General features: G+C 71.1%; 20 protein-coding genes and 1 tRNA gene. 11 read left to right on the forward strand and 10 right to left on the reverse strand.

Annotated elements, in window-relative coordinates; translation table 11 throughout:
- The 3 genes from ACYVJ3_RS02390 to ACYVJ3_RS02400 form a co-directional block, all read right to left on the reverse strand.
- Positions 1 to 945: a nitrilase-related carbon-nitrogen hydrolase gene (locus ACYVJ3_RS02390; RefSeq protein WP_460850883.1), complete on the reverse strand. Its 945-nt coding sequence runs from the start codon at positions 943 to 945 to the stop codon at positions 1 to 3.
- 28 nt (positions 946 to 973) lie between these two features.
- Positions 974 to 2,020, reverse strand: coding sequence for an agmatine deiminase family protein (locus ACYVJ3_RS02395; protein ID WP_460850884.1), 1,047 nt, complete (start codon positions 2,018 to 2,020; stop codon positions 974 to 976).
- A 239-nt stretch (positions 2,021 to 2,259) separates the two neighbouring features.
- Positions 2,260 to 2,850 (reverse strand): TetR/AcrR family transcriptional regulator, encoded by a 591-nt coding sequence (locus ACYVJ3_RS02400; RefSeq protein WP_460850885.1) that lies wholly within the window; start codon positions 2,848 to 2,850, stop codon positions 2,260 to 2,262.
- A gap of 88 nt (positions 2,851 to 2,938) precedes the next feature.
- Here ACYVJ3_RS02400 and ACYVJ3_RS02405 point away from each other — a divergent pair, with 88 nt between their 5' ends.
- The gene (locus ACYVJ3_RS02405; protein WP_460850886.1) at positions 2,939 to 4,501 is read left to right on the forward strand and encodes an APC family permease; all 1,563 of its coding nucleotides are present in this window, start codon (positions 2,939 to 2,941) and stop codon (positions 4,499 to 4,501) included.
- On the forward strand, positions 4,498 to 5,862 hold the full coding sequence (locus tag ACYVJ3_RS02410) for an NAD(P)/FAD-dependent oxidoreductase (protein ID WP_460850887.1): 1,365 nt from the start codon (positions 4,498 to 4,500) through the stop codon (positions 5,860 to 5,862). Before ACYVJ3_RS02405 ends, ACYVJ3_RS02410 begins: the two co-directional genes overlap by 4 nt.
- Positions 5,863 to 6,180: 318 nt before the next feature.
- Here the strand turns inward: ACYVJ3_RS02410 and ACYVJ3_RS02415 are convergent, their stop codons facing one another.
- Positions 6,181 to 7,674: a PucR family transcriptional regulator gene (locus tag ACYVJ3_RS02415; protein ID WP_460850888.1), complete on the reverse strand. Its 1,494-nt coding sequence runs from the start codon at positions 7,672 to 7,674 to the stop codon at positions 6,181 to 6,183.
- Between the two features lie 113 nt (positions 7,675 to 7,787).
- Between ACYVJ3_RS02415 and gabT the strand changes: the two genes are divergently transcribed.
- Genes gabT through ACYVJ3_RS02435 form a run of 4 tightly spaced genes read left to right on the forward strand, consistent with a single transcriptional unit; the run spans position 7,788 to position 12,052 of the window.
- Positions 7,788 to 9,146 carry a 4-aminobutyrate--2-oxoglutarate transaminase gene (gene gabT / locus ACYVJ3_RS02420; RefSeq protein ID WP_460850889.1) on the forward strand — a complete coding sequence of 453 codons (1,359 nt, stop codon included), beginning with the start codon at positions 7,788 to 7,790 and terminating at the stop codon, positions 9,144 to 9,146.
- Positions 9,143 to 10,432 (forward strand): Glu/Leu/Phe/Val family dehydrogenase, encoded by a 1,290-nt coding sequence (locus tag ACYVJ3_RS02425; RefSeq protein ID WP_460850890.1) that lies wholly within the window; start codon positions 9,143 to 9,145, stop codon positions 10,430 to 10,432. The genes gabT and ACYVJ3_RS02425 overlap by 4 nt, the downstream gene beginning before the upstream one ends.
- Before the next feature lie 23 nt (positions 10,433 to 10,455).
- Positions 10,456 to 11,928, forward strand: a complete 1,473-nt coding sequence (locus ACYVJ3_RS02430; protein WP_460850891.1) for an NAD-dependent succinate-semialdehyde dehydrogenase — start codon at positions 10,456 to 10,458, stop codon at positions 11,926 to 11,928.
- 1 nt (position 11,929) lies between these two features.
- Positions 11,930 to 12,052 (forward strand): hypothetical protein, encoded by a 123-nt coding sequence (locus tag ACYVJ3_RS02435; protein WP_460850892.1) that lies wholly within the window; start codon positions 11,930 to 11,932, stop codon positions 12,050 to 12,052.
- Between the two features lie 157 nt (positions 12,053 to 12,209).
- On the opposite strand, the gene ACYVJ3_RS02440 is transcribed toward ACYVJ3_RS02435, so the two are convergent.
- Positions 12,210 to 12,291: transfer RNA gene (locus ACYVJ3_RS02440), tRNA-Tyr, on the reverse strand.
- A gap of 94 nt (positions 12,292 to 12,385) precedes the next feature.
- Here ACYVJ3_RS02440 and ACYVJ3_RS02445 point away from each other — a divergent pair.
- Entirely contained in the window at positions 12,386 to 12,877 is a 492-nt protein-coding gene (locus ACYVJ3_RS02445) for a YajQ family cyclic di-GMP-binding protein (protein ID WP_460850893.1), read from the forward strand.
- A gap of 10 nt (positions 12,878 to 12,887) precedes the next feature.
- Here ACYVJ3_RS02445 and ACYVJ3_RS02450 read toward each other — a convergent pair whose 3' ends face one another.
- Entirely contained in the window at positions 12,888 to 13,115 is a 228-nt protein-coding gene (locus ACYVJ3_RS02450; RefSeq protein ID WP_460850894.1) for a hypothetical protein, read from the reverse strand.
- Between the two features lie 117 nt (positions 13,116 to 13,232).
- On the opposite strand from ACYVJ3_RS02450, the gene ACYVJ3_RS02455 reads away from it, so the two are divergent.
- Positions 13,233 to 13,646: a VOC family protein gene (locus tag ACYVJ3_RS02455; protein WP_460850895.1), complete on the forward strand. Its 414-nt coding sequence runs from the start codon at positions 13,233 to 13,235 to the stop codon at positions 13,644 to 13,646.
- Here ACYVJ3_RS02455 and ACYVJ3_RS02460 read toward each other — a convergent pair.
- The gene (locus ACYVJ3_RS02460) at positions 13,636 to 14,250 is read right to left on the reverse strand and encodes a TMEM165/GDT1 family protein (protein WP_460850896.1); all 615 of its coding nucleotides are present in this window, start codon (positions 14,248 to 14,250) and stop codon (positions 13,636 to 13,638) included. The genes ACYVJ3_RS02455 and ACYVJ3_RS02460 overlap by 11 nt on opposite strands.
- Before the next feature lie 21 nt (positions 14,251 to 14,271).
- Here ACYVJ3_RS02460 and ACYVJ3_RS02465 point away from each other — a divergent pair, with 21 nt between their 5' ends.
- Entirely contained in the window at positions 14,272 to 15,036 is a 765-nt protein-coding gene (locus ACYVJ3_RS02465) for an alpha/beta hydrolase family protein (RefSeq protein WP_460850897.1), read from the forward strand.
- A complete protein-coding gene (locus tag ACYVJ3_RS02470) occupies positions 15,033 to 15,500 on the forward strand; it encodes an SRPBCC domain-containing protein (RefSeq protein WP_460850898.1) in 468 nt (155 codons plus the stop codon). The genes ACYVJ3_RS02465 and ACYVJ3_RS02470 overlap by 4 nt, the downstream gene beginning before the upstream one ends.
- On the opposite strand, the gene ACYVJ3_RS02475 is transcribed toward ACYVJ3_RS02470, so the two are convergent.
- Complete coding sequence (locus ACYVJ3_RS02475; RefSeq protein WP_460850899.1) at positions 15,475 to 15,906, reverse strand: hypothetical protein; 432 nt, start codon at positions 15,904 to 15,906, stop codon at positions 15,475 to 15,477. The genes ACYVJ3_RS02470 and ACYVJ3_RS02475 overlap by 26 nt on opposite strands.
- Positions 15,907 to 15,990: 84 nt before the next feature.
- On the opposite strand from ACYVJ3_RS02475, the gene ACYVJ3_RS02480 reads away from it, so the two are divergent.
- Positions 15,991 to 17,736 (forward strand): hydroxysqualene dehydroxylase, encoded by a 1,746-nt coding sequence (locus ACYVJ3_RS02480; RefSeq protein WP_460850900.1) that lies wholly within the window; start codon positions 15,991 to 15,993, stop codon positions 17,734 to 17,736.
- A gap of 10 nt (positions 17,737 to 17,746) precedes the next feature.
- Here ACYVJ3_RS02480 and ACYVJ3_RS02485 read toward each other — a convergent pair whose 3' ends face one another.
- Together ACYVJ3_RS02485 and ACYVJ3_RS02490 are read right to left on the reverse strand one after the other, a co-directional pair.
- Positions 17,747 to 19,198, reverse strand: coding sequence for an amino acid permease (locus tag ACYVJ3_RS02485; RefSeq protein WP_460850901.1), 1,452 nt, complete (start codon positions 19,196 to 19,198; stop codon positions 17,747 to 17,749).
- An 82-nt stretch (positions 19,199 to 19,280) separates the two neighbouring features.
- The gene (locus tag ACYVJ3_RS02490) at positions 19,281 to 19,499 is read right to left on the reverse strand and encodes a hypothetical protein (RefSeq protein WP_460850903.1); all 219 of its coding nucleotides are present in this window, start codon (positions 19,497 to 19,499) and stop codon (positions 19,281 to 19,283) included.
- Positions 19,500 to 19,580: the final 81 nt, after the last annotated feature.

Genomic DNA, 19,580 nt, shown 5'->3' on the forward strand with positions numbered 1-19,580 from the left:
TCAGCCCTGGGTGATCAGGGACGCGTAGGTGTCGGGGCGGCGGGTGGTCAGGAACGGGAAGAGGGTCAGCCAGTCGCTGCGCTGGTCGAGGTCGAGCGTCGCGACGAGCACGGCGTCGCCCTCGCGGGGCGCCTGCGCGAGGATCCGGCCGTACGGGTCGGAGATGAAGGACGAGCCGTAGAACTCGACGCGGCCCTCGCCGCCCCAGCGGTTGGGCACGCACATGAACAGGCCGCTGGTGATGCCGTTGCCGACGATCACCTGCTGCCACAGCGGCTGGGTGTCGAAGTCGGGGTGGTCGGGCTCGGAGCCGATCGCGGTCGGGTAGGCCAGCACCTCGGCGCCGGCCAGCGAGTAGGCCCGCGCCACCTCGGGGAACCACTCGTCCCAGCAGGTCGGCAGGCCGAGCCGCGGCGCACCGGGGAGGTCGGGCACGTGCACGGGGTAGGCGTCGTCGGCCGGGCCCTGGCGGAAGAAGAGGTCCTCGAAGTAGCCCTCGGTCACCGGGATGTGCGTCTTGCGCGTGCGCCCGACGAGCTCGCCGCCCGGCGCGACCAGGATCGCGGTGTTGTAGCCGAGGCCGTCGTCCGACCCATCCGGCGCGGGCGCCGCCTCGTAGAGCGAGGCGTGCACGAAGACGCCGTGCTCCCCCGCCAGCTTGGCCATCAGCGTGCGGGTCGGGCCGTCCTCGAGCGACTCGGCGAGGTCGGCGGGCCGGCCCTCCGGGCGGAAGTCGGCCGGGTAGCGCGACAGCGTCAGCTCGGGCAGGAAGACGACCTGCGCACCGACCTCGGCCGCACGACGTACACCGGCAGCGAGAGCCGCCGCGTGGGCCTCGGGGTCCGCCTGCCAGTGCATCTGCACGACGCCGACGACGAGGCTCCGGCCGGGGCCTTCGGCTGCCCGGGCCGGCGAGGGGAGGGCGGGAGCGACGATGAGTTCCATGGGTGTCCTTCGGTGAGAGCGCGGGCCGTCAGAGCGCCGGCTGCTGCTGGGTGATGCAGTGGATGCCGCCGCCGCGCGCGAAGAGCGGGCGGGCATCGACGGGGATGATCCGGCGGCCCGGGTAGACCTCGGCGAGGATCGCGGCGGCGGCGTCGTCGACCGGGTCGCCGAAGGCGCACATGATGACGGCGCCGTTGCAGACGTAGTGGTTGACGTAGCTGTGGTCGACCCAGCCCTCGTCGTCGGTCAGCGTCGCGGGCGCCGGGAGGCGGACGACCTCGAGCGCGCGACCGTCGGCGTCGGTGGCGGCCTCAAGGGTCTCGATCAGGTCGCGGCTGACCGCGTGGTCGGGGTGCTCGGGGTGACGCTGGTCGTGCACCAGCACCCGCCCGGGCTCGATGAACGTCGCCAGCAGGTCGACGTGGCCGCGGGTGCCGAAGCGCTCGGTGTCGCGGGTCAGGCCGCGCGGCAGCCAGATCACCCGGCGGGCACCGATGGTGCGGGCGAGCTCGGCCTCGACGTCGGCCTTGGTCAGGCCGGGGTTGCGCCCCGGGTCGAGCTGCACGGTCTCGGTCACCAGCACGGTGCCGGCACCGTCCACGTGGATGCCGCCGCCCTCGTTGACGAGGTCGCTGGCGATCCGGCGTACCCCTGCGGCGTCGAGGGCGTACGCCGCGGCCTGCGCGTCGTGCTCCCATGTGGCCCAGTCCTGCTGGCCCCACCCGTTGAAGACCCAGTCGACGCCCGCCAGCTCTGGGCCGTGCTCACCTTGGGCGATGACGAACGTCGGGCCGATGTCACGGAACCAGGCGTCGTCGAGCTCGACCTCGTGCAGCACGACCTCGGGCTTGAGGTGGGCGCGGGCGGCCTCGAGCTCGCGGGCCGGCACCAGCAGGTGCACGGGCTCGTGCTCGACGATCGCGTTGACGACCGCCGCCCAGGTGGCGCGCGCCTCGGCCGCGTCGGCCGCGGTGTCGCCGAGCGTGTACGACCGCGACGGCCAGGCCATCCAGGTGGCGGCGTGCGGCTCGGTCTCCGCCGGCATCCGTACGCCGGTGGGCTGCACCTCGGGCACTGCGACTCCCTCACGATGGTTTGAACGTCGTTCAAAACACGGTAAGCCAGATCACACGCAGGGCGCAACCCCCCTCTTGGTGGCGGGAGTGTGGGGACGGTCCACCTCGTTGCAGGTTTCCCAAGGGATGCAGGCGAACCAGCACTCCCCAGTGGTTGTGCGCCATGGGAACCGCTGGTTCGGCTGCATCCCTTGGGAAACCTGCAAGCCCGGGGCGAACGAGGTATGCCCCCCGACCGTCAGACCCCCCGCAACCCCTCGGGCAGCAGCGCCACGGCGTGGTCGATGGCGGCCTCGACGGTCGCCCCGGTGTCACCGAGCACGATCGCGACGGCCAGGCCGTCGAGCAGCCAGCAGACCCGGCGGGCGAGATCGAGCGGCTCGGCCACGCCCGCCTCGGCCAGCAGCTGGGCGAGCTCGTCGCGCCAGACGTCGTCGAGCTCCTCGAAGGAGCCCTTGACCGACTCGACCCGCAACCCGCGCGGCCAGAGCTCGAGCCAGACGAGCCACCGCGGGTCGCCGACCTCGCTCGGCAGGAACTGCGTACAGAAGGCGCGATAGACGGTCAGCAAGTCCTCGTCCGCGGCGCGCTCGAGCTGCCAGCGGCGCCAGAGCTCCTGCTCGTTGCGGCGGAGCAGCTCCAGGAGCAGCTCGTCCTTGCTGCCGAAGTGGTAGAGCAGGTGGCCGGCGCTCGTGTCGACGCGTCGGCCCAGCTCGGCGAGGGTCAGGTCGGCCAGCCCCCGCTCGACGAGGAGCTCCCACGCGGCGTCGAGGACCTGCTCGCGCAGACCCTCAAACTTGCGTTTCGGCCGTGAAGCTTTTGCTGCCACCCCTTGACCCTACCGATCTCGGGGCGCATAGTTGCCCCACTATTTGTATGTCGTTCAAATCACACTCCACAAACTTCAGCGAGGTGGCATGTCCACGATTTCGACCCCGGCCGCGGCGGCGGTGACCAACGGCAAGGGACTCAAGGGCGGCGCTCTCGGCCTGGTCGGCAGCGTCATCGTGGGCATCGCCTCCACGGCGCCGGCGTACTCCCTGGCCGCCACGCTCGGCTTCGTCGTCGCCGGCGGCGCCGGCCTCAAGGCGCCCGCGATCATGCTGCTGGCCTTCGTGCCGATGTACTTCATCGCGGTCGCCTACAAGGAGCTCAACGAGGCCGAGCCCGACTGCGGCACGACCTTCACCTGGGCCTCGCGTGCCTTCGGGCCCGTCATGGGCTTCATCGGCGGCTGGGGGATCATCGTCTCCGACATCATCGTGATGGCGAACCTCGCGCAGATCGCCGGCGCCTACTCCTTCACGCTGGCCAACGAGCTCGGCCTGCACAACACCCTCGACACCAGCACCACCTGGTCGACCGTCGCGGGCGTCCTCTGGATCGCCCTGATGACCTGGATCTGCTACCGCGGCATCGAGGTCTCGGCGCGCCTGCAGTACGCCCTGCTCGGCATCGAGATCGTCACGCTGGCGATCTTCGCGGTCGTCGCCCTGATCAAGGTGTACGCAGGCCACGCCGGCACCGGCGCGGTCCACCCCAGCCTGAGCTGGCTGTGGCCCAGCGGCATGTCGATGTCGGTGCTCGCCTCCTCGGTGCTGCTCGCCGTCTTCATCTACTGGGGCTGGGACACCGCGGTCGCCACCAACGAGGAGTCCGACGACCCGACCCGCACGCCCGGTCGCGCCGCGGTCATCTCCACCGTGATGCTGCTGCTCATCTACATCCTGGTCTCGGTCGCGACGGTCGCGTTCGCGGGCGTCGGTGACACCGGCATCGGCCTGAGCAACCCGGACAACTCCTCCGACGTCTTCACCGCCATCGGCTCCACGCTGTACGGCGACAGCCTGCTCGGCCACGTCGGCCTGACCCTGCTGGCGATCTCGATCCTGACGTCCTCGGCCGCCTCGACGCAGACCACGATCCTGCCGACCGCACGCACCGCGCTGTCGATGGCGTCGTTCAACGCGATCCCGAAGAAGTTCGCCCGGATGAGCCCGAAGTACCTCACCCCGACCTGGGCCACCATCGGCATGGGCATCGCCTCGATCGCGTTCTACCTCGGCATGACGCTGATCAGCCCGACGCTGCTGCTCGCGGTGATCGGTGCGATCGGCCTGCAGATCGCCTTCTACTACGGCCTGACCGGCATCGCCTGCGTCTGGTTCTACCGGCACAGCCTGACCGACAACCTGCGTCACTTCGTGATGCGTGGGCTGATCCCGCTGGTCGGCGGCGTGTTCCTGTTCGTGATGTTCGGCTACGCCCTCAAGACCTACGGCGCAGTCGACTACCTCACCGACGACAACGGCGCCAACGTGACCATCCTCGGGATGGGCGCGGTGGCCGTGGTCGGCATCGTCACCCTCCTGTTCGGCTTCGTGCTGATGGCGCTGCAGTGGATGGCCAACCCGGGCTTCTTCCGCGGCGAGACGCTGCCCCGCAAGAGCTACGTCGACCTGGTGGCCGATAACGCATGACCCATCCGGCGCTGGCGGGCGCGCGTGCGGTGCCGTTCTGGTTGGACAGCACCACGCGCCCGCCGGCGCGGGAGTCGTTGCGCGGGGTCGTCGACTGCGACCTGGCGATCGTGGGCGGCGGCTTCACCGGCCTGTGGACCGCCGTGCTGGCCAAGGAGGCCGACCCGTCGCGTGACGTCGTCCTGCTCGAGGCCGACGTCGCCGCCGGCGCGGCGACCGGGCGCAACGGCGGCTTCTGCGACGCCAGCCTGACCCACGGCGAGGCCAACGGCCGCCGCCGTTGGCCCGAGGAGTACGACGTCCTCGACCGCCTCGGCCGCGAGAACCTCGACCAGATCGAGGCCACCCTCGTCCGCCACGGCATCGACTGCGGCTTTGAGCGCACCGGCGAGATCGACGTCGCCACCGCGCCGCACCAGGTGGCGGACCTCCGCGAGGGCGACGGCGTCTTCCTCGACGCCCAGGAGGTACGCCGGCACGTCGACTCCCCCACCTACCTGGCCGGCTCGCTGCGGCGCGACTCGGTCGCGTTGGTCGATCCGGCCCGGCTGGCCTGGGGGCTGGCCCGGGTCGCCGGCGAGCTCGGCGTACGGATCTACGAGCGCAGCCCGGTCACCCGGCTCGCGCGTGAGGGCACCCGGATCGGCCTGCGCACGCCCTCCGGGCGGGTGCGGGCCGAGCGGGTCGCGCTCGGCACGAACGCCTTCCCCTCACCGCTGCGCCGGCTGCGGCTGCACATCGCCCCGGTGTACGACTACGCGCTGGTCACTGAGCCGCTGTCGGCCGCACAGCGCGCCGCGATCGGCTGGGAGGGGCGCGAGGGCGTGGCCGACACGGCCAACCAGTTCCACTACTACCGACTCACCCCGGACGACCGGATCCTGTGGGGCGGCTACGACGCGATCTACTACTACGGGCGGGGGCTGCGGCCGGCGTACGACCAACGGCCGGCGACGTTCGACACGCTGGCCGGGCAGTTCTTCGACACCTTCCCACAGCTGGAGGGCCTGCGCTTCACCCACGCGTGGGGCGGCGCGATCGACGCCTCGACCCGCTTCTGCGCGTTCTTCGGTACGGCGATGCGCGGCCAGGTCTCCTACGCGCTCGGCTACTCCGGCCTCGGTGTCGCCGCCACCCGCTTCGGCGCGAACGTCATGCTCGACCTGCTCGACGACCGCGAGACCGAGCGCACCGCACTGGAGATGGTCCGCACCCGTCCCCTGCCCTTTCCCCCAGAGCCCGTCGCCTTCGCCGGCATCCAGCTGACCCGCTGGTCGCTCGCCCGCGCCGACCTCCGCGAAGGCCGCCGCAACCTCTGGCTCCGCTCCCTCGACCGCGTCGGGCTGGGCTTCGAGACGTAGGCCTGCAACGAGCCCGATCGACGAGGCAGATGTCGCGGATGTTCCGACACGGCCGAGGTCTCTAGCTCTTCGAGCGCAGGCCGCGAACGAACCTCTCGACGGCGGAGAACCCGAGGATCAGGACGAGTGACAAGAGCGCAGCCTCCCGTCCAGCAACCCACGAGTGGGTGGACATGAACGTCACGACGAATCCGATCACGCTCATCACCACGGCGCCGTACACAGCGACCTTCTTCCCGCTGGTGGCGACGTCACACAACAGTTGATGACGCCCCGTCGTCGCCGGTACTCGTAGGCCCGGCCGGCGATCGCGAAGTCTCAGGAGGCAGCTTCCGCCCGCCCCTGCAGGGCGACCCACGCGTCGACCCGCGTCTGGGGGTCGGCGAGGGAGCGATCGAGGAGCGACTCGATCCGGTCGAGGCGCTTGCGGACCGTGTTGCGGTGGATGCGGAGGTCGTCGGCGACCTGGAGCTGCGAGCCGTGGTGGGCGAGGAAGGAGCGGAGGGTGTCCACCAGCTCGGCCTCCGCCGAGAGCGGCGCGAGCCAGGTGTCGGCGAAGGCCGCAAGGCGGTCGGGGTCGAGGAGGGCCAGCACGCCGCGGCGTACCCCTGCCGTCCAGTGGGCCACCGGCCGCTCGGCGGAGGCGAGGCCGGCGGCGTGACCGGCGGTGCGGTGGCTGCGCGGGAGGTCGGCTACCGGGACGGGCTCGCCCACCCCGACCCGCAACCCCCGCGACCCCAGTAGACCGAGCTGATCTGCCAGGTCGGCGGCAGCGCTCGCGCGCACCACGACGACCAGCTCGGCACCGTCCTCACCAATGCCAGCCACGGATGACTCCTCGACCAGCGCGAGCGCGTCCTCCAGCACGGCCGCCGCGCCCCGGGCGCGCAGCACGACCGCGCGCCGCGGGATGCGGGTACGCCGCCCTCCGGCGGCCTCGAGCAGCACGGTGGCCGTGCGCACGTCGCCGGTGACGAGCAGCTCGACAGCACGCGCCCGCACCTGGCGCTCGGTCTCGCGGCGTGATCGGCGGCGCTCCTCGGCCGTGCTGAGCAGGGCGACCGCGGTGACCACGCTGCTGCGCTGCTCCTCGGTGACCCGCTTCCGAAAGCCCGTCACGAGGTAGCGCGCGGGACGGCCGCGCACGCCGAGCGGGTGCACCATCAGCTCGCCACCCGGCACCGTGACGCCGGCGGCGGCGCGCAGCCCGCGACCGCGGATGCGGTCCAACGTCTCGCGGATCGCGGCGGGGACCAGCAGCTCCGGCTCGGCCCCCGCCGGTCCGACCCGCACCTCCCCCTGCGGGTCGACCAGCGCCGCCGCCTCCCCCACCCGCGCGACGGCCTCGACCAGCAACGCCGGGTCGTCCTCGCGCAGCGCGGCCTGGGTCAGCTCGCGCTGCTGGGCGAGGGCGGCGCGCGTGGCCGACTCGTCCTCGGCCTGGAGCAGCTGGGCCACGCGGCGCGTGATCGCCACGAAGGTCGTCTCCCGCGGCACCTCGAACAGCCCGACCGCGTGCGCCCGGCACGCCTCGACGAGAGCCGCGGGCGGGGCGGCGTACGTCAGGTCGACGGCGAGCCCGATGGCCAGCACCCGGGCTGCGCTGAGGCGGGCGACGTACTCGTCCCACTCGTCGACCCACCCCGCGGTCTCCAGCCCGGTGGTCAGCAGCACCTCGCCCGAGCCGAGGAACGGCGCCGGGTCGACCAGCTCGCTCGTGCCCACCCAGGCGAGCTCGTCGGAGCGGCGTACGTCCACGACCGGGCGCAGTCCGAGTGAGCCGTCGTCGAGCAGATCCGCCAGCAGCACCATGGTGACACTTTTGCACACTTTAACATCCGAAATACAGCACGAATGCCATGCCGCACCCACCGGCGTCAGCCCTAACGTGGCAAGGGACGAGCCACGGACACCAGGAGCGAGCCATGACGATGCAGATCACCGAGACCACGGTCGGCGGTCCGACCCTCCCGCAGGAGCTGCGGCTGGTCACCGAGGTGCCCGGCCCCCGGTCGCGCGAGCTGGCGGAGCGCAAGAGCGCCGCCGTCGCGCAGGGCGTCGGCAACACCCTCCCCGTCTACATCACCGCGGCCGGCGGCGGCGTCCTCGCCGACGTCGACGGCAACTCGCTGATCGACCTGGGCTCCGGCATCGCCGTGACGACCGTCGGCAACAGCGCGCCCCGCGTGGTGACCGCCGTGCAGGAGCAGGCCGCGGCCTTCACCCACACCTGCTTCATGGTCACGCCCTACGAGGAGTACGTCGCCGTCGCCGAGGCCCTCAACCGCCTCACCCCGGGTGACCACGAGAAGCGCACCGTGCTCTTCAACTCCGGCGCCGAGGCCGTCGAGAACGCCGTCAAGATCGCCCGCGCCCACACCAAGAAGACCGCGGTCGTCGTCTTCGACCACGCCTACCACGGCCGCACCAACCTGACGATGGCGATGACGGCCAAGAACATGCCGTACAAGAGCGGCTTCGGCCCCTTCGCGTCCGACGTCTACCGCGCGCCGCTGTCCTACCCCTACCGCGACGCCGGGGTCGACGGCGCTGCCGCTGCCGCCCGCGCGATCGACACCATCGAGAAGCAGGTCGGCGCGGAGAACCTCGCCGCCGTCGTCATCGAGCCCATCCAGGGCGAGGGCGGCTTCATCGTCCCGGCCGAGGGCTTCCTGGCCGGCCTGGTCGAGTGGTGCCGCAAGAACGACGTCGTCTTCGTGGCCGACGAGGTTCAGACCGGCTTCGCCCGCACCGGCGCGCTCTTCGCCTCCGAGCACGACGGCATCGTCCCCGACCTCATCGTCACCGCCAAGGGCATCGCCGGCGGCCTGCCGCTCTCCGCGGTCACCGGCCGCGCCGAGATGATGGACGCCCCGCACGCCGGCGGCCTCGGTGGCACGTACGGCGGCAACCCGCTGGCCTGCGCCGCCGCGCTCGCCGTCATCGAGACCATCGAGAGCGACAACCTCGTGGGCCGCGCCCAGGAGATCGGCGAGCAGATGGGCCGCCGGATGCGCGACCTCGCGGCCCGCGATGACCGCCTCGGCGACGTCCGCGGTCGTGGCGCGATGCTCGCCGTCGAGCTGGTGAAGTCCGGCACGGACGAGCCCGACGCCGACCTCGCCAAGCGGGTCGCGGCGGCCGCGCACAGCCGCGGCGTCGTCGTGCTCACCTGTGGCACCTACGGCAACGTGCTGCGCTTCCTGCCGCCCCTGGCGATCGGCGACGAGCTGCTCAACCAGGCCTGCGACATCCTCGACGAGGTCTTCGGAGCGATCAAGTGACGCTCCTCGACACCGCGCCGGTCACGACCCCCGAGATCGCCTCCGGCGCCTCCGTCCTCGAGGACGCCCGCACCCAGCTGGCGACCGCGGTCGACGCCCTCGGCTACGACGACAGCATGTTCGCCATGCTCGCCACACCGCGGCGCGAGGTGACGGTCTCGATCCCGTTGCGCCGCGACGACGGCTCCTACGAGGTGCTCACCGGTCACCGGGTGCAGCACAACTTCTCCCGCGGCCCGGCCAAGGGCGGCCTGCGCTACTCCCCCGACGTGACCCTCGACGAGGTGCGCGCACTGGCGATGTGGATGACCTGGAAGTGCGCCCTGCTCGACGTCCCGTACGGCGGCGCCAAGGGCGGCGTCCGGATCGACCCCCGCTCCCACTCGCAGGCCGAGCTCGAGCGCGTCACCCGCCGCTACACCTCCGAGATCAGCCCGCTGATCGGCCCGGAGCGCGACATCCCGGCGCCCGACATCGGCACCGACGAGAACACCATGGCCTGGATGATGGACACCTACTCCGTCCAGCAGGGCCACACCGTCCTCGGCGTCACCACCGGCAAGCCGATCAGCCTCGGCGGCTCGCTCGGCCGCGCCACCGCCACCTCGCGCGGCGTCGCCCACGTCGCCTTCGCAGCGATGGCCGACCGGGGCATCACGGTCGCCGGCGCCACCGCCGCCGTCCAGGGCTTCGGAAAGGTCGGCCGGTACGCCGCCCGCTTCCTGGCCGAGGCCGGCATGAAGGTCGTCGCGGTCTCCGACCAGTACGGCGCGATCGCCGACGAGCGCGGGCTCGACGTACCTGCCCTCGAGGCGTACGTCGACGCCACCGGCTCGGTCGTCGGGTTCCCCGGCTCCGACGTGCTCGACGGGTCCGCGCTGCTCGAGCTCGAGGTCGACCTGCTGGTGCCCGCCGCCGTCGAGGGCGTCCTCAACGCCGGCAACGCCGAGCGGGTCAAGGCCAAGGTGATCGTCGAGGGCGCCAACGGCCCCACGACCCCCGAGGCCGACGAGGTCTTCCGGCGCAACGGCATCCTGGTCGCGCCCGACATCCTGGCCAACGCCGGCGGTGTGGTCGTGTCCTACTTCGAGTGGGTGCAGAGCAGCCAGGCGTTCTGGTGGTCGGCCGACGAGGTCGAGGACCGCCTCGCGACCCGCATGGACGTGGCCTGGCGCGACGTCAACGCGGCCGCCCGCCGCCTCGACCTGCCGCTGCGCACCGCCGCCACCGTCCTCGCCGTCGAGCGGGTCGCCCAGGCGCACCTGCAGCGCGGCCTCTACCCGTAAACACCTCCCCGGAGAGAGATCCCATGAGCATCCCCGCCCCGGTCACCGCGACCATCGCCGCGCTCGACCCCGCCAACGGCGTCCACATCGACGGCAAGGGCCTGCCCGCCGCCGACGCCCGCACCTACCCCGTGCAGGACCCGGCCACGCTGACCCACCTCGCCGACGTCGCCGACGGCGGCGCCGCCGAGGCCACGGCCGCGGTCGACGCCGCCGTCGCCGCGTTCCCCGGCTGGGCCGCCACCGCGCCCCGCGTCCGAGGTGAGGCGCTGCGCAAGGCGTGGGAGCTGATGACCGCCCGCTCGGAGGAGCTAGCCGGCCTCATCGCTGCCGAGAACGGCAAGAGCCTGGCCGACGCCCGCGCCGAGGTCTCCTACGCCGCCGAGTTCTTCCGCTGGTTCAGCGAGGAGGCCGTCCGGCCCGAGGGCTCGTACGCCGAGGCGCCGGCCGGCGGCGTCCGCGCCCTCGTCACCGAGCACCCGGTGGGCGTGGCCGCGCTGGTCACCCCGTGGAACTTCCCCGCCGCGATGGCGACCCGCAAGATCGGCCCCGCGCTGGCCGCCGGCTGCACCGTCGTCCTCAAGCCCGCTTCCGAGACCCCGCTGACCGCCCTCGCCGTCGTGCGGATCCTCGAGGAGGCCGGCGTGCCGGCCGGCGTCGTCAACGTCGTCAGCGGCACCGACCCGGGCGCGATCGTCGGCACCTGGCTGGCCGACAGCCGGGTCCGCAAGATCTCCTTCACCGGCTCGACCGGCATCGGCCGGTTGCTGCTCGGCCAGGCCGCCGAGCGCATCGTCAACTCCTCCATGGAGCTCGGCGGCAACGCCCCGTTCGTGGTCGCGGCCGACGCCGACCTCGACGCGGCCGTCGCCGGCGCGATGATCGCCAAGTTCCGCAACGGCGGCCAGGCCTGCACCGCGGCCAACCGCTTCTACGTCCACGCCGACGTGGCCGACGCGTTCGTCGAGAAGTTCGCCGCGGCCATCGAGCAGCTCACCGTGGGCAGCGCCTTCGACGATGCCGCGATCGGCCCGCTGATCAGCGCCAAGGCCGTCACCGGCGTGAGCGCGCTCGTCGACGACGCTGTGGCCCGTGGCGCACGCGTCGCGGCCCAGGCCGAGGTCGCCGACAGCGAGGGCTTCTTCTACGCCCCGACGCTGCTCGTCGACGTCCCCGCCGACGCCGACATCGTGCAGAACGAGGCCTTCGGCCCGGTCGCTCCGATCGTCACCTGGACCGACGAGGCCGACCTGCTCGCACAGGTCAACGGCACCGAGCTCGGCCTGGCGGCGTACGTCTTCTCGGCCGACCTGCGCTGGGCGCTCAAGCTCGCCGAGCGGATCGAGGCCGGCATGGTCGGCGTCAACCGCGGCGTGGTGTCCGACCCGTCCGCCCCGTTCGGCGGTGTGAAGCAGAGCGGGCTCGGCCGCGAAGGAGCTCGCGACGGCGTGCGCGAGTTTGTTGAGACGCAGTACTTCTCGGTCGATTGGAGCTGACATGACCACCACCTCCCCCGATCCCGCCCCGGCGCTCGCACTCGTCGAGAGCATCGACCTGCCGGCCGCGGGCATCTCCTGCGGCGCGATCCTGCGTGCTTCGACACCCTGCGCCGCCGCCTGATCCGCTGACGACGCTGAAGGCAACACCTCGCGCCGTCGTCAGGCGGCGTCATTCGAGCAGGGAGTCCCCACGTTCACCCCACGAACGCCCGAATCGTAAGAGCAATCTGGCCCCTGACCTTTGCGTTTCCGCTGGTCAGGGGCCAGATCTCTTGCCGTGGCAGGTGAAGGATTCGAACCTTCGAAGGCAAAGCCGACGGATTTACAGTCCGCTCCCATTGGCCGCTCGGGCAACCTGCCTCGGGTGCTGACCGGGCCGCTGTTTGGCGGCCGGACAACGAAGCGAAAGAATAGCGCAGCCGACTTTCCGCTCCGAATCAGCAGGTGACTCACTATGGCCGACTCCTCCTTCGACATCGTCAGCAAGCTCGACCGCCAGGAGGTCGACAACGCGCTCGGCCAGACCGCCCGCGAGATCGCGACCCGCTTCGACTTCAAGGGCACCGGCGCCACCATCGAGTGGAAGGGCGACCAGGCCATCGAGATCACCGCGTCGGCCGACGACCGCGCCTCGGCGGTGCTCAGCGTCTTCCAGGACAAGCTGATCAAGCGCGACCAGTCGCTGAAGATCCTCGACGCCTCCGAGCCGCGCCAGTCCGGCCAGCAGTCGAAGATCGCGATCAGCCTCAAGGAGGGCATCACCTCCGAGGACGCCAAGAAGATCTCCAAGCTGATCCGCGACGAGGGACCCAAGGGCGTCAAGGCGCAGATCCAGGGCGACGAGCTGCGGGTCTCGTCCAAGAAGCGCGACGACCTGCAGGCCGTCATCGCCCTGGTCAAGGGCCAGGACCTCGACTTCGCGGTGCAGTTCACCAACTACCGCTGACGCTCGCGCGTCAGGCGGCGTGGTGGTGCCGTCGCCAGTGGTGCAGGTGGGTGACGACGGCGTGCGGCTCGTCGGCGGCGCCGTCCTCGGTCGTACGCCGGGGCGGGTCGGGTCGTCGTGAGGCCCGGACCAGCACGAGCACGAACGTGACGAGCACCGACGCGATCGCTGTCGTCAGCGCGATGAAGAGCAGCGTCCAGGTGCCTGCGCCCCAGACCTCGGCAGTGAGCAGGTGCATCGGATCCTCCTGACGCGTGGGATCCCTCCATCGTGCGCCTCATCGGAGCAGGAGGCCAGGGGTGTCGGCGGTCGGTGCTTGAGTGGGGGCACACCACCTTCCACGAGAGGACCGGCCATGGCCACCAGGCTCAACCCGTACATCAGCTTCAAGGACACCGCTCGCCCCGCGATGGAGCTCTACCAGCGGGTCCTCGGCGGCGAGCTGACCGTCTCCACCTTCGGCGACATGGGGATGACCGAGTCCGCCGACCTGGTCATGCACGCCATGCTCGAGACGCCGGCGGGTTTCACCCTGATGGCCGCCGACACGCCTCCCGGCATGGAGCACACCTCCGGCAGCAACATCAGCGTCTCGCTCTCGGGTGACGACGAGGCCGCACTCCGCGGTTACTGGGAGGGGCTCGGCGACGGCGGCACGGTGACCATGCCGCTGGAGAAGCAGGCCTGGGGCGACGTCTTCGGGATGGTCACCGACAAGTTCGGGATCAACTGGATGGTCAACATCGCGGGCGACTCCGTCAGCGAATGACCCCGACGAAGGTGTAGATCGCCAGGGCGAGCATCACCACGGCGGCGACACGGCAGATCCACTGCATCGGCAGGACCCGCAGCAACGTGTTGCCGCCGAGCATCGCCAGGAGCGCGACGGCCCAGAGTCCTAGGGTCGCGCCGAGAGCGACCGAGACGGGGTCGTCGTACTTCGCGGCCAGGTTGGCGGTCATGATCTGCGTGAGATCGCCCCACTCGGCGATGAAGATCGTGGCGAAGCCGAGCGAGGCGACCTTGGCGAAGCCGGCGGTCGCCGGTACGCCGGCGATCTCGGCCTCATCCTCGGCGACCTCCTCCGCGCGGTCGTCCTCGTCCTCGCTGCCCTCGCGCCAGATGAGCACGGCACCGAGGACGAACAGGCAGCCCACGACGATCTCGACGGCGGTCCGCGGCAGGAGGTGCAGGACCGAGCCGGCGGCGATGGCGATCACGACGTGCACGAAGAACGCCGCGGCGACGCCGGTGAACACCCACCGCCACGGGAAGCGCGTGCTGAGCACGAGACTGGCGATGGCCGACTTGTCGGGCAGCTCGCCGACGAAGATCAGCCCGAAGACGGCCGCAGTGACAGCGATATCGAACATGGTGCTGCCATGATGCCGGACATGGCTGAGCGCGTCGGATTCGAGAGCTCCACCGGCCCGCGTCTCGCGGGCCTGATCGACCTTCCCGAGGGCGAGATCCGCGGCTGGGGCGTCTTCTCGCACGGCTTCACGCTCGGCAAGGACAGCCCGGCCGCCGCTCGCATCTGCAAGCAGCTGGCCGCCGAGGGCATCGCGATGCTGCGCTTCGACAACCTGGGCCTGGGCGACAGCGAGGGCGACTGGGGCGACGGGTCGTTCACGGTCAAGGTCGACGACACCCGGCGCGCGATCGCCTTCCTGGCAGGTCGCGGTACGCCGGCCCAGCTGCTGGTCGGTCACTCGTTCGGCGGCGCGGCGGCGATCGCCGCGGCGAGCAAGGAGCCGTCGGTCCGGGCAGTCGTCACGATCGGCGCACCGAGCGATCCGAGCAAGGTGGAGCACCAGTACGACGCCGTGGTCGACCGCGTCTGCCGCGACGGCGCTGCCGAGTGGCTGGTCGGCGGGCGAGCGCTGACGCTCAAGAAGGCCTTCGTCGAGGACGTCCGCCGCGCGCACCTGCTCGACGTCGTCCCCACGCTCCACCGGCCGTTGCTCGTGATGCACTCCCCGACCGACGAGACCGTCGCCATCTCCGACGCGGGCGAGATCTTCGCGGCCGCCCGCCACCCGCGCAGCTTCGTCTCGCTCGAGGGCAGCGACCACCTGCTCACCGCCCACGGCCAGGCGGCACGGGCCGCCCGGATCATCAGCGCGTGGGCCGATCCCTACCTCGGCGCCTCCGCATGAGCCCGTCGGCGCGGGTGGAGATCGACGCTCCGATCGAGGTCGTCTGGCGGGTCATGCTCGACACCGCGACGTACGCCGAGTGGAACCCGTTCGTCGTCCGCGCCGAGACCGCGCAACCACCGGCGGTCGGGAACCCGATCACGCTGCACGTGCGATGGGCGAACGGACGCGGGGCGACCTCGCCGGAGCGGATCACCGCCCTGGACGCGCCCGCACCCGACGGGTCGGGGGCGGTGTCCGCGCTCATGTCCTACGTCTACGAGGGCTGGCCCAGCCGGCTCGGCCTGGTGCGCGGCGTACGCCATCAACGGCTGACGCAGCGAGGCGGTGGACCGACGACCTACGACACCGTCGAGGAGTTCAGCGGCCCGCTGGTGCCGCTGGCCGGACCGGGCCGGGTCGCCGACGGCTTCCGCCGTCACGCGGAGGCGCTCAAGCTCAGAGCCGAGTCCCTGGCGGGCTGAGCTCGTCGGAGTGCCAGGCCGACCACAGCGCGAAGGCCGCGATCGCGGCGCCGCAGCAGATGTCGGCGATGACGTGGACCTGGCGCCACCAGACCATGTGGAACGCGCCGGGCACGAGGTAGTGGCCGAATCCGATCAGGCCGGACACGGAGTACGCCGTCAGGCAGATCGCCGACAACGTGATCCTGCGCCGGAACCAGAGCACCAGCCCGAGCACGCCGAACGCCGTGAAGGCGAACCATGCGCCACCGACCAGGGCCTTGGAAGGCGCGGGGAGGCTGCTGCCGGGATCGGGCGTCGGGAAGTCGGCGTAGTTGACGTAGTTGTCGACGTAGTGGATCACCGAGACCACGAGGGCGGTCCCGAGCAGCACGCAGAGCACGCGGGTGGCGCGCAGGTAGCTCATGGGCGCAACGGTACGGGGTAGTCCTCGGCGAGAAATGCGAGCAAGTCTTCAGATTCGGCTTCCTCTCGGTTAGGGTCACCAGCCATGGGCACTCCCGTCTCCCGCCGTACCGTCCTGGCAACCTCGGCGGCAGCCACGGCCACCACCGCCGCGATCTCCGGGGCTCCGGCCTTCGCAGCCACTCCCGGACGACGCGTCGCCATCCTCGGCGGCGGCATGGCCGGCCTGACCGCGGCCCACGAGCTTGCCGAACGCGGGTTCAAGGTGACGGTCTACGAGCCCACCGCCTGGGGCGGCAAGGCGCGCAGCATCCCGGACCCGAACACCGCGACCGGCGACCGGCGCGACCTGCCCGGCGAGCACGGCTTCCGCTTCTTCCCGGGCTTCTACCACCACGTTCCGGACACCATGCGCCGGATCCCGTTCGGCACCGGCACGGTCGGTGACCACCTCTCGAACGCCCAGGGCGGCAAGTTCCTGCGCGCCGGCGGGCACGCGGACAGCTTCTTCTTCGGCATCGGACCCGACCCGCAGCAGCTGCTGACGGTCGACGGCCTGAGCAAGAACCTGACCGACGCCCTCAGCGGCAGCGGGGTCCCGCCCCAGGAGCTGGCCTACTTCGTGTCCCGGCTGTTGGTCTTCCTGACCAGCAGCGACGCGCGCCGGATGGGCGAGTGGGAGAAGGTCAGCTGGTGGAACTTCATCAAGGCTGACACCAAGTCCTCGGAGTACCAGCGCGTGCTGGCCGCGGGCCTGACGCGCAACCTGGTCGCCGCCAAGGAGAAGATCGCCAGCGCTCGCACCATCGGCAACATGGGCGAGGCGTTCATCTACACGGCGATGGGCCGCGGCAACGACGGCGCCCTCGACCGGGTGCTCGACCTGCCCACCAACGAGGCATGGATCAACCCGTGGATGCGACACCTGCGCCACCTCGGCGTCACCTTCGTCCCCGGCCACAAGCTCGTCCGGTACGCCGTCGGCGGCGGCCGCATCACCGGAGCAGTCGTGGAGGACCGGCGGGGCCGGCGTACGACCGTGGACGCCGACTGGTTCGTGAGCGCCATGCCTGTCGAGCGGGTCATCCCGACACTCACGGCTCCCGTCTTGCGCCTCGACCCGCACCTGCGCAGCCTCGGCGCGCTGCACACCGACTGGATGGTGGGCATCCAGTACTTCCTCAAGGAGAAGGTCGACATCGTCGACGGGCACATCAGCTTCATGGACGCGCCCTGGGCGCTCACCGCGCTGACACAGGGGCAGTTCTGGAAGAGCCGTGACATCGCCAAGGACTACGGCGACGGCACGGTCAAGGACATCCTGTCGGTCGACATCTCCGACTGGGACTCCCCCGGAATGTTCAACAAGTTGCCGGCCAAGGAGTGCACCCGCGGCGAGATCGCCAAGGAGGTGATGGCGCAGATCCGTGCCCACACCACCGCGGGCGCCCAGCTGCCGAAGGGCATCGTGCACTCGTGGTTCATCGACCCGGCCGTCAAGTGGCACCCCGCAGCCGGGCGCAACTCCAACGACACCCCGCTGCTGGTCAACACCGTCGACAGCTGGAAGAGCCGGCCGGAGGCGACGACGCGGATCCACAACCTGTTCATGTCCGGCGACTTCGTGCGCACCGACATCGACCTGGCGACCATGGAGGGCGCCAACGAGTCGGCCCGCGAGGCGGTCAACCACATCCTCGACCGGAGCGGCTCGAAGGCCGCACCGGCCAAGAAGTACCGCCTCTACGACCCGCCGGAGTTCGCTGCCCTCAAGCAGGTCGACGCGGCGCTGTACCAGGCCGGCATGAAGAACGCGCTCGACGTGGGCTGACCCGGCCCGATCAGCCGCGCCGCGGCGAGCCCGGCTCGAGCAGCGAGTGCCGCCGTCCGTAGCCGAAGTACACGACCATGCCGAGGACGAACCACACCCCGAACCGGATCCAGGTGATCGGCTCGAGGAACGTGATCAGCCAGATGCTGAAACCCACTCCGACCAGCGGCACGACCGGCATCCCCGGGCACCGGAACGTGCGCGGCAGGTCGGGCTGGGTGTAGCGCAGCCGGATCACCGCGACGCACACCACCACGAACGCGAGCAGGATGCCGATGTTGGTCAGCTCGGCCGCGGCAGCGATCGGCATCAGTCCCGCGATCGCCGCGGATGCCACCCCTACGATCCAGGTCACCCGGGTCGGCACGTGGTGGCGCGGGTCGGTCTTGGCGAACCACTTCGGCAGCAACCCGTCGCGGCTCATCGCGAACCACACCCGGGTCACACCCATCATGAACGTGAACAGCACGGTGAGGATGCCGACGATCGCGCCGACGGCCACCACGTCCCCGACCCACGCCAGGTGGGCGGCCTTGAACGCGGAGGAGAAGCCGGCGGTCGGGTTGATGGCGGAGTAGTTCTGCATGCCGGTCAGCACCAGGCAGGCCAGCACGTAGAGCACCATCGCGATGACGAGGGAGTAGACGATCGCCCGGGGCATGTGGCGCTGAGCGTCCTTGGACTCCTCCGCGGCCGTCGACATGGCGTCGTACCCGAAGACGGCGAAGAAGACGGTGGCCGCGCCGGTCACGGCGCCGCCGAAGCCCTTGGGCATGAACGGGGTGTAGTTGCCGCTCTTCACCTGGAAGACACCGACCACGATCACCAGCAGCACGATCACGACCTTGATGCCGACCACGACCGTCTCGAACCTGGCGGCGGTGCGCATTCCCCGGGTGAGCAGAAACGCGATCAGCAGGCACAACAGCATGGCGAACAGGTCGACGCGATGCCCGTCGCCGCTGCCCGGCGCACCGAGCATCCAGTGCGGCAGCGAGACGTGCATCTCCGCGAGCAGGTAGTCGAAGTAGCCGGAGATGCCGATGGCGACCACCGCCACGATCGCGGTGTACTCCAGCAGCAGGTCCCAGCCGATCGCCCAGCCGACCACCTCGCCCAGGACCGCATAGCCATAGGTGTACGCCGATCCCGCGGCCGGGATCATTCCGGCGAACTCGGCGTACGCCAGCGCGGCCGCGGCGCTCGCGACGCCGGCGATGAGGAACGAGATCAGCACCGCGGGGCCGATTCCCTTGCCGCCTGCCTGGCTGCTCGCCACGGCGCCCGCGAGGGAGAAGATCCCAGCGCCGATGATGCCGCCGACACCGATGGCGGTGAGCTGCCAGAGCCCGATCGTGCGGGCGAGCCCGCTGCGCGACTCCTGGTCCTGCAGCTGGGCCATCGGCATGCGGCGCCAGATGCTGCGGGCGTCACCCGCGGCGGGGGGCTCTACGTCGACCATCCGAGACTCCTTCCGAGAAGGGCTCGCCGAGGGTGCGCGCCCCCGGGCCGACCGTACCGCGAATCCCGACCCGCGGCCGTCCTCAGTCGCCGGCGGCGAGGCCCTCGAGCATCCCCACGATCTCGGGGATGCGGTCGAGGAGCGCCATCTTCTCGTCGAGCTGCGCCAGCAGTGCCTTGACCTCGGCCAGCGTCGTGTCGACGTCGGTCAACGTGCCGCCGACGGTCCGGAGCGTGCCGTCGGCGCTACTGAGTGTCTTGTCCGCCCGCTTGAGCAGGTCGGCAACCGGGTTGAGTCCCATCTCGCTGTCCCCCTGGTGGTTCGGTCTCCCAGCGAGCCTGGCACATCACCGGCTCCCTCCCGGCGTACGACGCGCGGCCCC

The sequence above is a fragment of the Nocardioides montaniterrae genome (assembly GCF_054782655.1).